At 69.8% G+C, this 15,270-nt stretch carries 15 protein-coding genes; 11 read left to right on the top strand and 4 right to left on the bottom strand.

The window, feature by feature from the left end; genetic code table 11:
* The first annotated feature begins 265 nt into the window (after positions 1 to 265).
* The 4 genes from ACFE8Y_RS01995 (at position 266) to ACFE8Y_RS02010 (ending at position 4,385) form a co-directional block, all read left to right on the top strand.
* Complete coding sequence (locus ACFE8Y_RS01995) at positions 266 to 1,027, top strand: SDR family NAD(P)-dependent oxidoreductase (protein WP_375462710.1); 762 nt, start codon at positions 266 to 268, stop codon at positions 1,025 to 1,027.
* A gap of 77 nt (positions 1,028 to 1,104) precedes the next feature.
* Positions 1,105 to 2,730 (top strand): gamma-glutamyltransferase family protein, encoded by a 1,626-nt coding sequence (locus tag ACFE8Y_RS02000; protein ID WP_375462711.1) that lies wholly within the window; start codon positions 1,105 to 1,107, stop codon positions 2,728 to 2,730.
* 91 nt (positions 2,731 to 2,821) lie between these two features.
* Positions 2,822 to 3,187, top strand: a complete 366-nt coding sequence (locus ACFE8Y_RS02005; RefSeq protein WP_375462712.1) for a restriction endonuclease — start codon at positions 2,822 to 2,824, stop codon at positions 3,185 to 3,187.
* A gap of 112 nt (positions 3,188 to 3,299) precedes the next feature.
* Entirely contained in the window at positions 3,300 to 4,385 is a 1,086-nt protein-coding gene (locus ACFE8Y_RS02010) for an acyltransferase family protein (protein WP_375462713.1), read from the top strand.
* 7 nt (positions 4,386 to 4,392) lie between these two features.
* Here ACFE8Y_RS02010 and ACFE8Y_RS02015 read toward each other — a convergent pair whose 3' ends face one another.
* On the bottom strand, positions 4,393 to 4,644 hold the full coding sequence (locus tag ACFE8Y_RS02015) for a PilZ domain-containing protein (RefSeq protein ID WP_375462714.1): 252 nt from the start codon (positions 4,642 to 4,644) through the stop codon (positions 4,393 to 4,395).
* Positions 4,645 to 5,109: 465 nt separating this feature from the next.
* The gene (locus ACFE8Y_RS02020; RefSeq protein WP_375462715.1) at positions 5,110 to 6,780 is read right to left on the bottom strand and encodes an HAD-IIIC family phosphatase; all 1,671 of its coding nucleotides are present in this window, start codon (positions 6,778 to 6,780) and stop codon (positions 5,110 to 5,112) included.
* Between the two features lie 182 nt (positions 6,781 to 6,962).
* Here ACFE8Y_RS02020 and ACFE8Y_RS02025 point away from each other — a divergent pair, with 182 nt between their 5' ends.
* Positions 6,963 to 7,334 (top strand): hypothetical protein, encoded by a 372-nt coding sequence (locus ACFE8Y_RS02025; RefSeq protein ID WP_375462716.1) that lies wholly within the window; start codon positions 6,963 to 6,965, stop codon positions 7,332 to 7,334.
* A gap of 56 nt (positions 7,335 to 7,390) precedes the next feature.
* On the opposite strand, the gene ACFE8Y_RS02030 is transcribed toward ACFE8Y_RS02025, so the two are convergent.
* A complete protein-coding gene (locus ACFE8Y_RS02030) occupies positions 7,391 to 7,645 on the bottom strand; it encodes a PilZ domain-containing protein (RefSeq protein ID WP_375462717.1) in 255 nt (84 codons plus the stop codon).
* Between ACFE8Y_RS02030 and ACFE8Y_RS02035 the strand changes: the two genes are divergently transcribed.
* From ACFE8Y_RS02035 to ACFE8Y_RS02045, 3 genes are all read left to right on the top strand, one after another.
* Positions 7,644 to 7,841 carry a hypothetical protein gene (locus ACFE8Y_RS02035; protein WP_375462718.1) on the top strand — a complete coding sequence of 66 codons (198 nt, stop codon included), beginning with the start codon at positions 7,644 to 7,646 and terminating at the stop codon, positions 7,839 to 7,841. The genes ACFE8Y_RS02030 and ACFE8Y_RS02035 overlap by 2 nt on opposite strands.
* A gap of 156 nt (positions 7,842 to 7,997) precedes the next feature.
* Complete coding sequence (locus ACFE8Y_RS02040) at positions 7,998 to 10,199, top strand: transglycosylase domain-containing protein (RefSeq protein ID WP_375462719.1); 2,202 nt, start codon at positions 7,998 to 8,000, stop codon at positions 10,197 to 10,199.
* 305 nt (positions 10,200 to 10,504) lie between these two features.
* A complete protein-coding gene (locus ACFE8Y_RS02045; protein WP_375462720.1) occupies positions 10,505 to 12,037 on the top strand; it encodes a diguanylate cyclase domain-containing protein in 1,533 nt (510 codons plus the stop codon).
* Positions 12,038 to 12,192: 155 nt separating this feature from the next.
* Here the strand turns inward: ACFE8Y_RS02045 and ACFE8Y_RS02050 are convergent, their stop codons facing one another.
* On the bottom strand, positions 12,193 to 13,032 hold the full coding sequence (locus ACFE8Y_RS02050; protein ID WP_375462721.1) for an aldo/keto reductase: 840 nt from the start codon (positions 13,030 to 13,032) through the stop codon (positions 12,193 to 12,195).
* 411 nt (positions 13,033 to 13,443) lie between these two features.
* Between ACFE8Y_RS02050 and ACFE8Y_RS02055 the strand changes: the two genes are divergently transcribed.
* The 3 genes from ACFE8Y_RS02055 to ACFE8Y_RS02065 are packed head-to-tail and all read left to right on the top strand — an operon-like array spanning position 13,444 to position 15,237.
* Positions 13,444 to 14,517, top strand: coding sequence for an adenylate/guanylate cyclase domain-containing protein (locus ACFE8Y_RS02055; protein WP_375462722.1), 1,074 nt, complete (start codon positions 13,444 to 13,446; stop codon positions 14,515 to 14,517).
* A complete protein-coding gene (locus ACFE8Y_RS02060; RefSeq protein ID WP_375462723.1) occupies positions 14,514 to 14,762 on the top strand; it encodes a hypothetical protein in 249 nt (82 codons plus the stop codon). Before ACFE8Y_RS02055 ends, ACFE8Y_RS02060 begins: the two co-directional genes overlap by 4 nt.
* Positions 14,763 to 14,772: 10 nt before the next feature.
* On the top strand, positions 14,773 to 15,237 hold the full coding sequence (locus ACFE8Y_RS02065; RefSeq protein WP_375462724.1) for a YaiI/YqxD family protein: 465 nt from the start codon (positions 14,773 to 14,775) through the stop codon (positions 15,235 to 15,237).
* The last annotated feature ends 33 nt before the right edge of the window (positions 15,238 to 15,270 follow it).

Genomic DNA, 15,270 nt, shown 5'->3' on the forward strand with positions numbered 1-15,270 from the left:
CTTCTTGCGAGACCGGCGTTCGATGGATCGCGCGCAGCACTGGGCGGCCCCCTCTCCCATGGGGAGAGGATCGGGGTGAGGGGCGTGACCTCTCCGGCGCGTTCTAATCCCTCACCCTGTCCCTCTCCCGAACGGGAGAGGGGACCCGCGCCTCGTCCGGTAACGCCCCTATCCTTGCCCTCTTCCACGGTCCGCCCGATCCGGTAGAGGAAGGCTCCGCGATTCGGCCGCGCGTCGAGGACGGTCCTTCGCGCGGGAGAATGCCATGAACGTCCAGGGTCTGGCGGCGATCGTGACGGGCGGAGCCTCGGGCCTCGGTGCGGCGACGGGCCGTGCGCTGGCCGCCGCCGGGGCGCGGGTCGCGCTCCTCGACCTCGACGGGGCGGCGGCGATCACCCTCGCCGCGGAGATCGACGGGCTCGGGCTCGCCTGCGACGTGGCGGACGCCGGGAGCGCGGAGGCTGCGGTGGCACGCGCCGCCGCCGCGCACGGGGCCGCCCGCATCCTCGTCAACTGCGCCGGCATCGCGCCGGCGGCGCGCATCGTCGGGCGCGACGGGCCGGCCTCGCTCGACGCCTTCGCCCGGGTGATCCAGGTTAACCTGATCGGCAGCTTCAACCTGATGCGGCTCGTAGCGGCGGGCGCCGCCGGGCTCGAACTGCTCGATGGCGGCGAGCGCGGGGTGATCGTGTCCACGGCCTCGATCGCCGCCTACGAGGGCCAAGTTGGCCAAGCCGCCTACGCCGCCTCGAAGGCGGGCGTCGTCGGGCTGACGCTCCCGGCCGCGCGCGAGCTCGCGAGCCTCGGCATCCGCGTCTGCGCGATTGCGCCCGGCCTGTTCGCGACGCCGATGGTGCGCGGCCTGCCCGAGGCCGTGCAGGACACCCTCGGGGCGGCGGTGCCGTTCCCCGCCCGCCTCGGGCGGCCGGAGGAGTACGCCGACCTCGTCCTGGCGATCGTCGCCAACCCGATGCTGAACGGCGAGACCATCCGCCTCGACGGCGCGCTGCGCATGCAGGCGCGCTGACCGGTGCCAAGGAGCGCACGAAGCATCGCGCGCACGAATCCTGCCTGCTACGACCCGACCCCTCCGACGGACCGCCGATGCCGCAGAATTTCAATTGGACATCCGCCTATCCCTCGATCCGGATGCCGATGTTCGGCCGCAACGTGGTCGCGACCTCGCACGCGCTCGCGGCCCAGGCCGGCATCCGGATGCTGTGGAAGGGCGGCAACGCGGTCGACGCGGCGATCGCGACCGCAGCCGCCAAGACGCTGACCGAGCCGTGCAGCAACGGCCTCGGCTCGGACGCGTTCTGCATCCTCTGGGACGGCAAGGCGTTGCACGGGCTGAACGCCTCGGGCGGGGCGCCCGCGGCCTGGACCCGCGACTACTTCCACAGGAAGTACGGGCCGGATGCCGCCCGCCCGCCGATGCGCGGCTGGGATTCCGTGACCGTGCCCGGCGCGGTCGGCGCCTGGGTGGCGCTCTCCGAGCGCTTCGGCCGCCTGCCGTTCGCCGACCTGCTCGAGCCCGCGATCGAGATCGCCGAGCGCGGGCTCCTCGCGCCGATCGTGGTGCAGCAGAAGTGGGCGGCGGCCGCCCGCGTGCCCGACCTCGTGCGCCAGCCGGGCTTTTCGGACTTCTTCCTGCCGCGCGGGCGCGCCCCGGATGTCGGCGAGCTTGTCACCCTGAAGGCCGCCGCCCGGACGCTGCGCGCGGTGGCCGAGACCAAGGGCCGCGCCTTCTACGAGGGCGAGATCGCCGAGGCGATGGCGCGCCACGCCGCCGCGAACGGCGGCGCGATGACGGTCGCGGACCTCTCCGCCTACCGCCCGGAATGGGTCACGCCCACCGCCAAGGACTACCGCGGCCACACCCTGCACGAGATCCCGCCGAGCGGGCAGGGCATCGCCGCGCAGATCGCGCTCGGCATCCTCCAAAACTTCGATCTGGCGAGCTTGGCCCCCGACGGGCCGGAAGCCCAGCACCTGCAGATCGAGGCGATGAAGCTCGCGTTTGCCGACACCTACCGCTACGTCGCCGACTCCCGCGCGATGGACCTCACGCCGGAGCAGATGCTCGACGACGCCTACCTGGCCGCGCGCGCGCGCCTGATCGACCCGCGCCGCGCCCAGGATTTCGGCGCCGGCAACCCGGTGCGCGGCGGCACGATCTACCTCACGGCGGCCGACGAATCAGGGATGATGGTCAGCTTCATCCAGTCGAACTTCATGGGCTTCGGCTCCGGCGTGGTGGTGCCGGGCTGGGGCCTGTCGCTGCAGAACCGCGGCTACGGCTTCGTGCTCGATCCCGCGAGCCCCAACTGCGTCGCGCCGGGCAAGCGCCCGTTCCACACCATCATCCCCGGCTTCCTGACGAAGGACGGCGCGCCGGTGATGAGCTTCGGGGTGATGGGCGGCAACATGCAGCCGCAAGGGCACGTGCAGACGCTCGTGCGGATGATCGACCACGGCCAGAACCCGCAAGCCGCCTGCGACGCGCCGCGCTGGCGCGTCAACGAGGGCCTCGCGATCAACGCCGAGGCCACGATGCCGGCAGCGACCCTCGACGGCCTGCTGGCGCGCGGCCACGCGGTCGAGGTGATCGACGACAGCTACCAGGATTTCGGCGCCGGCCAGTTCATCTGGCGGATGGGCGACCCCGGCATCGAGGGCTACGTCGCCGCGAGCGACCCTCGCCGCGACGGGCAGGCCGCCGTGTGGTGACCTCGCGCGGCAGCGGCGCCCTGACGCCTCCCGGCCCGCGCCCCGCATCCCATATCGCGCGGGGTCCGGAGGCGCTGAGGGGATCGGAGCGGTGGGGCGACGCGAGCGGCGCTGGCGCGCGGACGAGGCGGAGGCAGCCCTCGGCGCCGCCGATCCGGTGTGCCCCCTGTGCGAGCGGCCGATCCCGCCGCGGGCCCGCTCCAGCCTGCACCACCTCACGCCGAAGCTGAAGGGCGGGACGCACGGCGGCACGGTGCGCCTGCATCAGGTCTGCCATTCGGCGATCCATGCCCGGCACAGCGAGGCCGAGATCGCCCGCCGCCTCGCCGATGTTGCCGCCCTGCGGGCCGATCCCGAACTCGCCCGCTTCATCGCCTGGGTGCGGACCAAGCCCGACGACTTCCACGCGGCCACGCGCCTGACGCGGGACCGGCGCGGGGCCAAGCGGAAGCGTTAGGCCGGGCGTTTACCGGCCGTTCGGCATGCCGCGCGACGGCGCGGCGGCGATCACGCCCCCTTTACCCGCGCACGCGAAACATCGGCCGCGTGAACGGTCGGTGGAGGCGGCGATGGCGGGGCACCTGAGCGCGACGGCACCGGAGGACGCGCTGCGGCTCGCCTGGGTCGACGTCGCCAAGGGCATCTGCATTCTCCTCGTCGTGATGATGCATTCGACGCTGGGCACCGGCGAGGCGATGGGCGGCGAGGGCTTCCTCCACACCGTCGTGACCTTCGCCAAGCCGTTCCGGATCCCGGATTTCTTCCTGCTCTCGGGGCTCTTCGTCGGCCGGGTGATCGACCGCGACTGGCGCCTGTTCGCCGACCGCCGCGTCGTGCACTTCGCCTATTTCTACGGGCTTTGGGTGATCATCCAGTCGCTCGCGAAATATCCCGCGATCGTGGGCGATGCCGGCCCCGGCGCCTTCGCCGCGCATCTTCTGCATGCGCTCGTCGAGCCGTACTCGACCCTGTGGTTCATCTACCTGCTCGCGGTGTTCTCGGTGGTCACCAAGCTGCTGCGCCGCGTGCCCGCCGCCGTGCTGCTCGCGGGTGCCGCCCTGCTGCAGGTCGTGCCGGTGGCGACGTCGTCCTACCTCGCGGAGGAGTTCTGCGCCCGCTACGTCTACTTCGTGGCCGGATACCTCTTCGCCGGGCGCATCTTCGCGCTGGCGGGCTGGGTCGCGCGCAACCCGGCGCCGGCCGTCGCGGCCCTCGGGCTCTGGGCCGGGATCGAGACTTGGCTCGCCTTCACGCCGGCGAGCCTGCCCGGCTATCCGACGCTCGCGAGCCTGCCGCTCCTGAGCCTGATCCTCGGCGGAGCCGGCGCGCTCGCCATCGTCGCGGCGGCATCCCTGGCGACGCGCGCCGGCGGCCCCATGACCGCGGCGCTGAGAACCTGCGGCAGCCGCTCGATCGTGATCTACCTCGCCTTTTTCCTGCCGATGGCCGCGACCCGGACGCTGATCGTCAAGACCGGGCTGATCGCCGATATCGGCCTTGCCAGCCTGATCGTGATGGCCGTGGCCGTGATCGTGCCGCTCGCCTTCGAGCGTGCGATCCGCGGCACCGCCCTAGGCTTCCTGTTCGTCCGCCCGAAGGCGTTCCACATCGTCGGCGCGCGGCCCGCACGCAACGCCGCGCTTCAGCCGGCCTGAGCCGGTCTCAGGCTTCGAAATGCACCCCGAGCCGCCGGCCGTCGCGCCGAACCACGCGGCAGCGCCGCGGCGGCTCGTAGGCGGTGATGCGAAGCGTGAACCGGTCGGGCACCACGGCGTCGGCTGCGACCTCGACCTGCGCACCGGTCTCCGAGACGTCCCAGATGAGGCATTCGAGGGCGTCCGCACGGCCGTCCGCCGAGAGATTCGCGACCCGGAAGGCATCCTTGCGCGGTGCGCTGCGTCGGTTGTCGCTCATGGGATCACTTGGGGCTCGACTCGGGGTGGATCGTGGTTCCGAGGACTTAACAAACGCTGCTGGGCTTACCGAAGTCCGCAAGGTCACGAAGCGACGTCCGCGAAAGCCAAGTCGTTGATGGACAACGCGTTCTGAAAATCTCCGGTTAACGCCCCTCCAACGATAAGCCATTGAATTCGTTGATGTGTTCCGCGCCCCGATCTGCCGTGCCGTCGTGATCGTCGTGCTTGTCCTGTATGGTGCCATCCATGGTATCGGCCGCTATCTTGGATGGTGAGGCTATGAAACCGCCCGACCGCCACCGCCGCCGTCTCGTGCTCTACGTTCCCAACTCATGCGGAAGTGATCCCCTCGGCCCTGAGCGGGCGGGATGGAGAGGAGGACGGGTAGGACGCGCCCTCCTCTCTCGAACTGGGGCGGATCCGGTGGGAGTGGCAGAATGGAGAAGACCCGCCCGTGTTGGCATCACGTCGCGACTTCAGGGATCGAAACGGACAATTCGATCCATTCCGGCGGTTCACAGCTTGTCGATGTCTCGAAACGGTCGCCGACCGCCGCGAAACCTATGCTCTCGAAGAACTTGTGGCACGCTAAATTTTTCCCGGTTTTCACGATGACACCGTAAGAAACAGGCCCGGCCCGCAAGGCAACATCGGTGATGATGGAGCCCATTGCAATCTCAATGCCAAGCGCAAACACGCGGCAAGACAGCACGACTTGAACAATTTCCGCGCCCTTGATGAGAGCAACAGAGACGATACCGTTGTCTACCGTCTTGTCCTTGACGGATGCCACGAAACATAGACCTCCTTCCGATAGGAACTGACTCAACTCTCCGCGATCCCATCGTTTGCCGGTCGTGTTGAATTGATTTGTCTTGTTGATGAGTTCGAACGCCCGCTCAAACTCGATTAAGTTCGAAGTCGAGGCTAAACGGACATTTTGCTTGAGGCTCAACGACCGTAACCACTCGTCACGTGGCATCTCGGTCGCCGTGAGACTGCGGTCCAAAATTGCACGCGTCATTTCTGTTCGCCGCTGCGATTCCGGTGTCAGTGTGCTGACTTGTGTTTCGGGGGATCGCAGAAGAATCCTGCGCCAATCATAGTTATCCGCGCTCAAGGTTCGCATATCTGGGAACCGCGCTACAACTTCATCAATCTCGCGCGGGTTGTCATCAATGAACAATACGCTCTGAGGCAGAAGATTTACCTGCTTCAAAATAGCTGCGACCCCCTCCGACTTGCGATCCCAGCTGATTTCCATGGCGACGAAATCGTCTTCTCTCAAGGCTCCGTTCCAAATTTGAAATAGGCGCTGAAGCGTTGCCTCACGCTCGTTCTTGCTGCAGATAGCCAGCAAGCCGCCGCGGCGCTTGAACCACAGCAGTGCCTCGACGAAGCCCGTCGGCCATCCTTCGACACGACGCCAGTGCTCGTAGGCCTCTTCGGCTGCCACGCCGCGCCACAGCGTGTCATCAAGGTCGACGACGATGAGCTTAATGGCATTCTTCTGACGCACGACCCTGTAGTTATCTGTGACTTGGCGCCAGATCACCGTGGCAAGCACAGGGAGGTTGCTGGCTGTGCGGAAAGTCGCACTTCGCGACGACGGAGGCTGAAGGCGATCCTGGTCCAGCGCGAGGTCCCAATCGGAGATCAGCGCCGCGTGCGCACCGCCATAGGAGATGTCATCCTGAAGGTGTGCGCGGCCAACAGAGTTGAAGCATTCGTTAAGGTCAAAATAATACGCGTCGGGCGTCGATTCGAGGAATTGACACAAACGCTCGTTCATTTGCCGGATTATATTGTGCTGCGCGCAGGGGTCGAAACGACCTACGACGCCGCCAAGGAAATTGAAACTTGGCTCAAGGAGCGACATGAAGAATATGGGCTTGGAGGGAAACTTGGCGTGAAATTTACCGACTTCCAACCGCAGGATGTCTGAACAGCGGTCGAGTAAAGCGTCCTTCTCCTCGACGCTGCTGAGGCGAGCGAATGTCATGTCGCCAGCGGTCTGAGGGCCTGCGGTTACTTCATTAAGAATGCAGCGCAGCGTCGGTGCCACAAGGATCAGGTCGAAGTCATCGGGGTCGACATCTGGCGCTGGATTCTGCGGCCTCGACTCGTACAGCATGATGCTCGCCGCGACGTGCGAAACGTGCGCGTACTCCAAGAGCCAGCCGACCTGACACGTGCCGGCACACAGCACGCGCACGTCCCCGCCTTGCTCTCCTAGAAGATCGGGAACAAACGGATATCCGAGTTGTGCGACGTAAGACAATACATTGCTCTCTAATCTATCTTCTCAGGCCTTTATTGCGTGAGAAGAAATCCATTGAGCGCAAGGATGAGTCCAAAGTCGTTTTTTTCGAGGCGTTGCAAGCCTATGGCGCACGATCTGAGGTTGCTACCATGGTGCGCCTTGCGCCTGTTGCGTTGCAGACACAGGTCGATCTGATCCGGAAAATAGATGAGCAGAACGCAAAAAGCCGGATCATACAACGCACCTCCACGCGAAAAAGCCCGCCGCGGCGGGTGCCGGGCGGGCCGAACGTGGTCGATGGCGTGGCAGATCAGGGGTCTCGATCGCATGCCACTTGGAAAGGCGTGATGATGTCCGGCTTACGCAGGTGCCGGAACGTGCGCTGGACGAGGTTGCAGGCGCTGGACACGCTCTCGACGAGGTAGGCCGGCCCGCACGGGACGTTCTCCGGCGGAGGGCACGGTCGACGTGTCGGTCGGGATCAGCCGAGCGGCGTCCGGAAGCGGGCACCGATCTCCTCGCCCTTCCGCCAGACGACCTGGCAGACCTGAGCCTCGCTGAAGCGGTGCGCGGAGAGCAGGAAGACCCGCGGCACCGCCTGCACCTCGGGCGCCACGACGCGCAGGCCCTCGCGCGACAGGTCGAAGATCAGGCAGGGAATCGACGTGTGCTCGTCGACCGCGATGGAGGCGCGTTCGTCGACGCGCTGGCGCGATGAGATGCGGCGATCATCCATGGCTCAGATCCTCATGTCGCGCAGGCGCTGCGTCGTCGTGGTGGCCCGCAGCGCGGCAGCGGTGGCCATGCCCGGCCCCTCTTCCGCGTTCCATCCCAGCATGAAATTCGTGAAGCAAGGGTGTGCCGGTCTCATCGCATTCGAGCGGATACCCCCACGTCACGGGGCGCACGGCGAGCGCGACGGCATCGGCTGAAAGCTAACGCATTGATGGAAAAAGGACTCTGAACATGCGCGGTTAACACCCCTTAAACCCGCCGCATTTACCGTGCGGTACCGGGCCGCTCGGTGACCGGCTCCGCGTCCGACCGGCGCGGCGCTGCGCGACGGGGCCTGAGGACGAACGGGACGCATGGCGAACGGACGCGGACGGGCCGGCCGGGGCGAGCCGAACTTCGACGTGCCCGAGGGGCGCGCCGCGGCTCGGAGCGGCCTCGACCTGCGCCTGTCCCGCGAGGATCGCGCGGGGGGCGGCGTGGCGGACGCGGGACGACGGCGGGACGACGGGCAGCGCGGCCGCAAGGCGGCGCCCGCCGCGAAGGGCGGCGCACGGCGCGGATCGCCGCCGCGCCGGGCCGGACGCCGGTCGCTCCTCGGGCGGATGGTCTACGCCGGCGTGGTGCTCGGGCTCTGGGCGGTCATCGGGCTGGCCGGCCTCGTCGCCTATCACGCCTCGCAGCTTCCGCCGATCGATCAGCTCGCGGTCCCGAAGCGCCCGCCGAACATCGCGATCCTGGCCTCCGACGGTTCGCTCCTGGCCAACCGCGGCGAGACCGGCGGCCGGGTGGTCGGCATCAAGGAGCTGCCGCCCTACCTGCCCCGCGCCTTCGTGGCGATCGAGGACCGGCGCTTCTACGGCCACATGGGCATCGACCCGGTCGGCATCCTGCGCGCCGTCGGGCAGAACCTGACCCGGCGCGGCGTCGCGCAAGGGGGCTCGACCCTGACGCAGCAGCTCGCCAAGAACCTGTTCCTGACGCCCGAGCGCTCGGCCTCGCGAAAGATCCAGGAGGCGATCCTCGCCCTGTGGCTGGAGCACAAGTACACCAAGGACGAGCTGCTCGAACTCTACCTCAACCGGGTTTACTTCGGCGCCGGCGCCTACGGCGTCGAGGCGGCGGCGCAGCGCTACTTCGGCAAGCCCGCCAAGGGCGTCAGCGTCGCGGAGGCCGCGATGCTCGGCGGCCTCGTCCAGGCGCCCTCGCGGCTGGCGCCGAACCGCAACCTGCCGGCCGCCCAGGCGCGCGCCGCCCAGGTGGTCGCGGCGATGCAGGAGCTCGGCTTCATCACCGCCCAGGATGCGAAGGTCGCGCTCGCCCAGCCGGCGCGGCCCGCGAGCACCCGCGGCGGCGGCTCGGCCAACTACGTCGCCGACCTCGTGATGGACGTGCTCGACGACTTCGTCGGCACGTTCGAGCGCGACATCGTGGTGCAGACCACCGTCGATGCGGCCCTCCAGGGCGTCGCGGAGCGGGCCCTGGTCGACGAGCTGAACGCCAAGGGCGCCCGCTACAACGTGGGCCAGGGAGCGCTCGTCTCGATGCGCCCGGACGGGGCGATCCGGGCGCTGATCGGCGGGCGCGACTACGCACAGAGCCAGTTCAACCGGGCGACCACGGCCAAGCGCCAGCCGGGCTCCGCGTTCAAGCCCTTCGTCTACCTCGCGGCCGTCGAGCGCGGCGCCACGCCCGACACGGTGCGCGAGGACGCGCCGATCCGGATCGGCAACTGGCAACCGGAGAACTACTCGCACCAGTACGAGGGCGCCGTCACGCTCCGCACGGCGCTGGCGCTGTCGCTGAACACGGTCGCGGTCCGGCTCGGCCAGGAGGTCGGGGCGAAGGCCGTGGTGCAGACGGCCCAGCGCCTCGGCATCACCTCGGCGCTCCAGGCCAACGGCTCGATCGCGCTCGGCACCTCCGAGGTGACGCCGCTGGAGATGGTCGGCGCCTACGGGGCCTTCGCCAACGGCGGCACGGGCGTGATCCCCTACGTCGTCGCAGCCGTGAAGGGCACCGACGGCAAGGTCCTCTACAAGCGCGGCGAAGGCGGCCTCGGGCGGGTGATCGAGCCCAACGCCGTCGGCATGATGAACGCGATGATGCACGAGACCTTCGTCATCGGCACCGCCAGGAAGGGCGACATCCCCGGCTGGGATCTCGCCGGCAAGACCGGCACGAGCCAGGATTTCCGCGATGCGTGGTTCATCGGCTACTCGGGCAGCCTCGTCACCGGCATCTGGCTCGGCAACGACGACGGCGAGCCCACCAAGAAGGCGTCGGGCGGCAACCTGCCCGTCGAGATCTGGAAGACCTACATGGGCGTCGCGCTGAGAGGTCAGACCCCCGTGCCGCTTCCGGGCCTGAACCGGTGGCGCAAGGCCCCCGAGACCACGGCGTCGGTGGCGAGCGCCGGCAGCCCCGGCGGCCTGCTCGGCCAGTTGCTCGGCGAGCCGCCCGCCCCGAAGCCCCCGGCCCAGGGTGCCCGCCGCCAGCAGGGCCCGAGCCGCGACGACCGCAACTTCATCGAGAAGCTGTTCGGCCTGGGCGAATGAGGGGCTCTCACGGAAGGTCCACGCCCCGGCCCCGGCGCGCGCGGCGCGCCGGGGCCACGGGCGCTTCGCGGAACGCCCTGAACCTTCGGCCCTCCCGGAACGCGACGCGGCAAAGCCCCCGGGCCCGGCCGCGGCTGCGAGGTCCGGCCGTCCGTATGTTCGGCACAACGCTTCGTTGAGCATACTCCTGCGTCGCCCCGAATTAGGGGCGCTGGCACACCATCAATACAAGGACTCGCAGGCAAAGCTCGGCTAGTACGGAAGCAATGAACTCGGGTCCTATGCTCTCCACATGGACGCGCGCCTTGGCGCACCTTCTGAACGACCGCGCCTCGCGCCTGATCGCCTGCCTCGGCCTCGGCGTCACGCTCTGCCTGATCCTGCTCGGCGCCTACCTGATCCGCGACCTGCGGGACGGGACGTGGCGGCAGGCGGAGCAGAATGCGGAGAACCTCCTGACACTGATCGAGGAGGGCGTGGCGCAGACCGTGGCCATGTACGACCTCTCCCTGCAGGCCGCCGCCGAGAGGGCGGCGCGGGCGGACGTCGGGGCGCTGCATCCTGAAATCCGGCGGCTCGTCCTCTTCGAGCGCGCCGCGACCGCTTCGGGGCTCGGCCTGATCGCCGTGACCGATGCCGCGGGACAAGTCCGATTGACCTCCGATCCAGGGATGCCCACCGGTCAATCCTTCGCCGATCTGCCCGAATTCGCGACCCACCGGGCCGATCCCGCCGCGGGTCTCGTCATATCCGGGCCTCGCCCGTCCCGCCTGACCGGCAGGCCGATCATGTCGATGAGCCGCAGCATCACCAATCCGGACGGTTCCTTCGGCGGCATCGTGATCGGTGCCATCTTCCTCGATCACTTCCAGGCCCTGTTCGCCCGCCTGCACATCGCCGAGGGCAGCGCCATCAACCTGTTGCACGCCGACGGGAGGCTCCTCGTCAAGGAGCCCTACAGCGCCGCCAGCGTCGGCCGGAGCATCGCCGATGGCGAGAGCTACGGGCGGTTCCGCGCGAGTGCGCGCGGCCTGTTCGTCGGCTGGTCGCCGCTCGTCGGCACGCGCCGTCTCTACGCCTTCGCCAACCTCAAGGACCTGCCGCTCCTCGTCAACGTCGCGGTCGGCGTCGACGGCATCCGGGCCGGATGGATGTCCAAGGCCGCCATGATCGCCAGCCTGATCGCCGGCCTCAGCATCGTGACCCTGGGTCTGACCCTCGTCCTTCAGCGGGAGATCTCCCGCCGCGCCGGGGCCGAGATCTCCTCCCGCGCGGCGAACGCCGAGCTGTCGCGGCTCGCGCTGACCGACAGCCTCACCGGTCTGCCCAACCGTCGGCGCTACGACGACGCGTTCGCGAAGGCGTGGCGCCGCGCCGTCCGCATCCGGGGGCCGATCGCGCTGCTGCTCCTCGACACGGACCATTTCAAGCAGTTCAACGACCGCTTCGGGCATCCCCGGGGCGACGAGGTGCTTCGGGCGGTGGCCGGCTGCATGCTCCGGCACCTCGACGGCATCGAGGCGATCGCCTGCCGGATCGGCGGCGAGGAGTTCGCCGTGATCCTGCCGGACCTGCAACCGGATGCGGCCCGGGCCGTGGCCGAGCAGATCCGCCGGGCGGTGGTCGACCTGCAGATCCCGCATGCTCCGGACATCGGCGGCGTGGCGACGATCAGCATCGGCCTCGCCCACCGCACCCCGAGTGCCCTCGACGGGCCCGGCACGCTCTTCGCCGAGGCCGACGCGGCCCTGTACGCGGCCAAGCGCGCCGGCCGCAACCGGGTCCGGTCGGCGGTGACGTCCGCGGCCGATGCCGTGTCGGTCGCCTGCCGCGCCTGACCCCTCGCGCGGCGCGATTGCCCTCCGGCGCCGCCTGTGCCGTCCAAGGATGATCCACCGTCGGATCACGAGGAATGCCGGATCGCGCGGGTCCTCTCTCCCGTGCGGGAGAGGGAACCCGCGCGCCGACCGAGATTTTCCGGTGACGCGCTCTGTCACAGCATCGGCAGGCTCCGGCGGCGCGGCCCGCGCGGGAACTGAGCGTCGATCGTCGCGGTCTCGGCGGCGTTGAGGCGCAGCGCGCCCGCCCCGGCGTTCTCGACGGCGCGGGCCGGGCGGCCGGTCTTCGGGATCGTGAAGGTGTCCTCCAGGCGGGTGAGGAAGGCCAGGGCGACGGCGTAGGGCGTCGTGTCGTGGACCTGCGCGATCCGCGCGAGCACGTGGCCGCCGGCACTGGCCGGATCGGGGAAGTCGCCGCTGCCGAACGGCGCGTAGCCGACCAGCGCGACGCCGTTCCGGGCGCACCACGGCAGCACCGCGTGCTCGATCGCCCGCTCGCCGAGGTGATAGAGCACTTGGTTGCAGGCGATGCGGCCGGGGCCGACGATGCGCAGCGCACGTTCGAGGTCGTCGACATCGAAGTTGCTGACGCCCCAGGACAGGATCTTGCCCGCCTGCCGCAGGTCCTCGAAGCCGGCGATGGTGTCCTCGAGCGGGTGGCTGCCGGGCCAGTGCAGCAGGTAGGCGTCCAGCCGGTCCGTCCCCAGGCGGCGCAGGGACTGCTCGCAGGCCCGGACGACCCCGCGGCGGGTGGCGTTGCCGGGCACGACCTTCGAGACCAGGAAGACCGCGTCGCGAAGCCCGTCGATCGCCGCGCCGACGATCGCCTCGCCGTCGCCGTACATCTCGGCGGTGTCGATGTGCGCCATTCCGGCCGCGATCCCGGCCCGGAGCGCCGCCGCCGCGTCGTCCCGGCGGGCGGTGTCGATCCGCCACGTGCCCTGGCCGATGACGGGGACGCGAAATCCGGTCTTGCCGAAGGGTCTTGCGCGCATGGTCAGGCTCCTGGTCCGGGGACGTTCGACCGATGCGGCGACCGCCGTCGCCGTCTCGCTTCCGCGCCGTATCCGCCGGCGATGGACGAACCTGTGGCGCCGACGCCCAAATCGCGCCATCATAGGGGGATGAGCAATGGGCCGGGCGCCGACCCGGACCAGGACTTCAGGCTCGCGTCCCCGTCCGATCCTCGGATCGCGCCGCGGCGCGGGGGGCCGAGAGCGTTCTCGGGTGCGATGGACGGCTCACGTGACGCAGGCGCCCTCCCAGACGAACGAGACCGGTACGCGAGCCGACGGACGCGGCGCCCGCAGCGTCCACGCAACGGCCCGCGCGGCGTCCGTTCGGCGCGCGGACCTGCGCCGTGCCGGTCCCGCCCGCTCGGCCGGCTCTGCCCGGGCGGCGCGCTGATGCTGCCGCAGCACCGCTGGTTCTGGGGCCTGATCCTGGTCGCGTCGGGGGGCGCGGGCATGGTCTACAACCTCGTGTTCGTCGGCGGGACGTCGCTGCTCGCCGCGCTGATCTACGGCCTCGCCGTCGGCGCGACGGTCCTCGCCTTCGACCGCGGCCTGATCCTGTCGGGTCTCCAGACCCGCCTGCGGCGGCTGCCGGCGATGCTCTACGTGCCCGCGGCCGAACTGCTCTACGTGCTGATGATCGCGCTGGGCTGCGCGCTCGGCGGCCTCGTCGTCTGGGCGTTCGGGCTCACCGGCGAGACCCTCGCCTCGGCGGTGCGGATCACGCCGCGGGTGCTGGCCTACTCGCTGGCGGTCTCGGCGCTCCTCGTCTTCGTCGTGCGGATGCGCGACCTGATCGGCGGCGAGGTCTTCGTGAACTTCCTGGTCGGACGCTACCACAAGCCGGTGCGGGAGGAGCGCATCTTCCTGTTCCTCGACGTCGTCGGCTCGACGGCCTTCGCCGAGACGCACGGCGACCTGAGGGCGCAGGAACACCTCGGCGCCATCTTCGCCGCGCTGGCCGAGCCGGTGCGGCGCAACGCCGGCTCCACCGACGACTACATCGGCGACATGGCGATGATCACGTGGCCGATGCGGCGCGGCCTGAAGGATGCGCGCTGCGTCGCGTGCGTCTTCGACGTCCTCGACCGGATCGAGGCCGAGTCCGCCGCCTGGACCGCCCGCTTCGGCGCCGTTCCGCGCCTGCGCGCGGCGCTCCACGGCGGCTCGGTCGTGACCGCGGAGGTCGGCGTCGACCGGCACAAGATCGCCTACTTTGGCGACGCCGTGAACGTGACCGCCCGCATCGAGGCCCTGTGCCGGCCGCTGCGCGCCGGCATCCTGATCTCGCAGGATCTGCTCGACCGGCTCGACGCGCTGCCCCCCGGGATCAGGGCTCGCTCGCTGGGGGCGCACGCCCTGCGCGGCCGCGGCCAGCCCCTCTCGGTTGCGGTCCTGGAGCGGGCAGCCGATGCGCCGCCCCGGCCCGCGATCGAACTGGCGCCGGCGCGCAGGGCCGCACGATGAGCGGAGCGTCCCGCCGCCCCGCGGCGCCCCTCCTCACGGCCCTTCGCCTGCTGCTGCGCTACGGTCTGCCGCTCCTCGGGCTCCTCCTCATCGGTCGGGCGGTCGTCGTGTCGATCGGCGGCGAGATCGAGAAGGGCCAGTTCGCCCTGGGGGTGCTGCTGATGGCGCTGAGCGTCTCAGCCCGCCTCGTTCCCAAGTCTTTGCCCAAGTCTTCGCTCAAGTCCGCGCCGGAGCGCGCGCCGTGACGGGATCGCCGTGAGTCGCGCGATCGCGATCTACCTCGACGCGGATGCATGCCCGGTCAAGGACGAGACTTACCGGGTCGCCGCGCGCTACGGGCTGCACGTCTACGTCGTCGCCAACAGCCTCCTCAAGGTGCCGCGCGAGCCCTGGATCGAACGGGTGGTGGTGAGCGACCGCCTCGACGCCGCCGACGACTGGATCGCCGAGCGCGCCGCCCCCGGCGCCATCGTCGTCACCGCCGACGTGCCGCTGGCCAGCCGCTGCGTGAAGGCGGGCGCCACGGTGCTCGGCCCGAACGGCAAGCCGTTCACCGACGCCTCGGTCGGCCTGGCGCTGGCCACGCGCAACCTGATGCAGGACCTGCGCGAGGCGGGCGCCGTCACGGGCGGTCCGCGGCCGTTCTCGGCCCGCGATCGATCGGGCTTCCTCGGCGCGCTGGACGGTGCGGTGAACCGGCTCAGGCGATCGGCGCGGTGACCCTGCCGGTGCGCGCCGGGTCCGCGAGCCGCA

Origin of the sequence: uncultured Methylobacterium sp., from assembly GCF_964242245.1 — a bacterium.
In the GTDB taxonomy this organism is placed as follows: Bacteria; Pseudomonadota; Alphaproteobacteria; order Rhizobiales; family Beijerinckiaceae; genus Methylobacterium.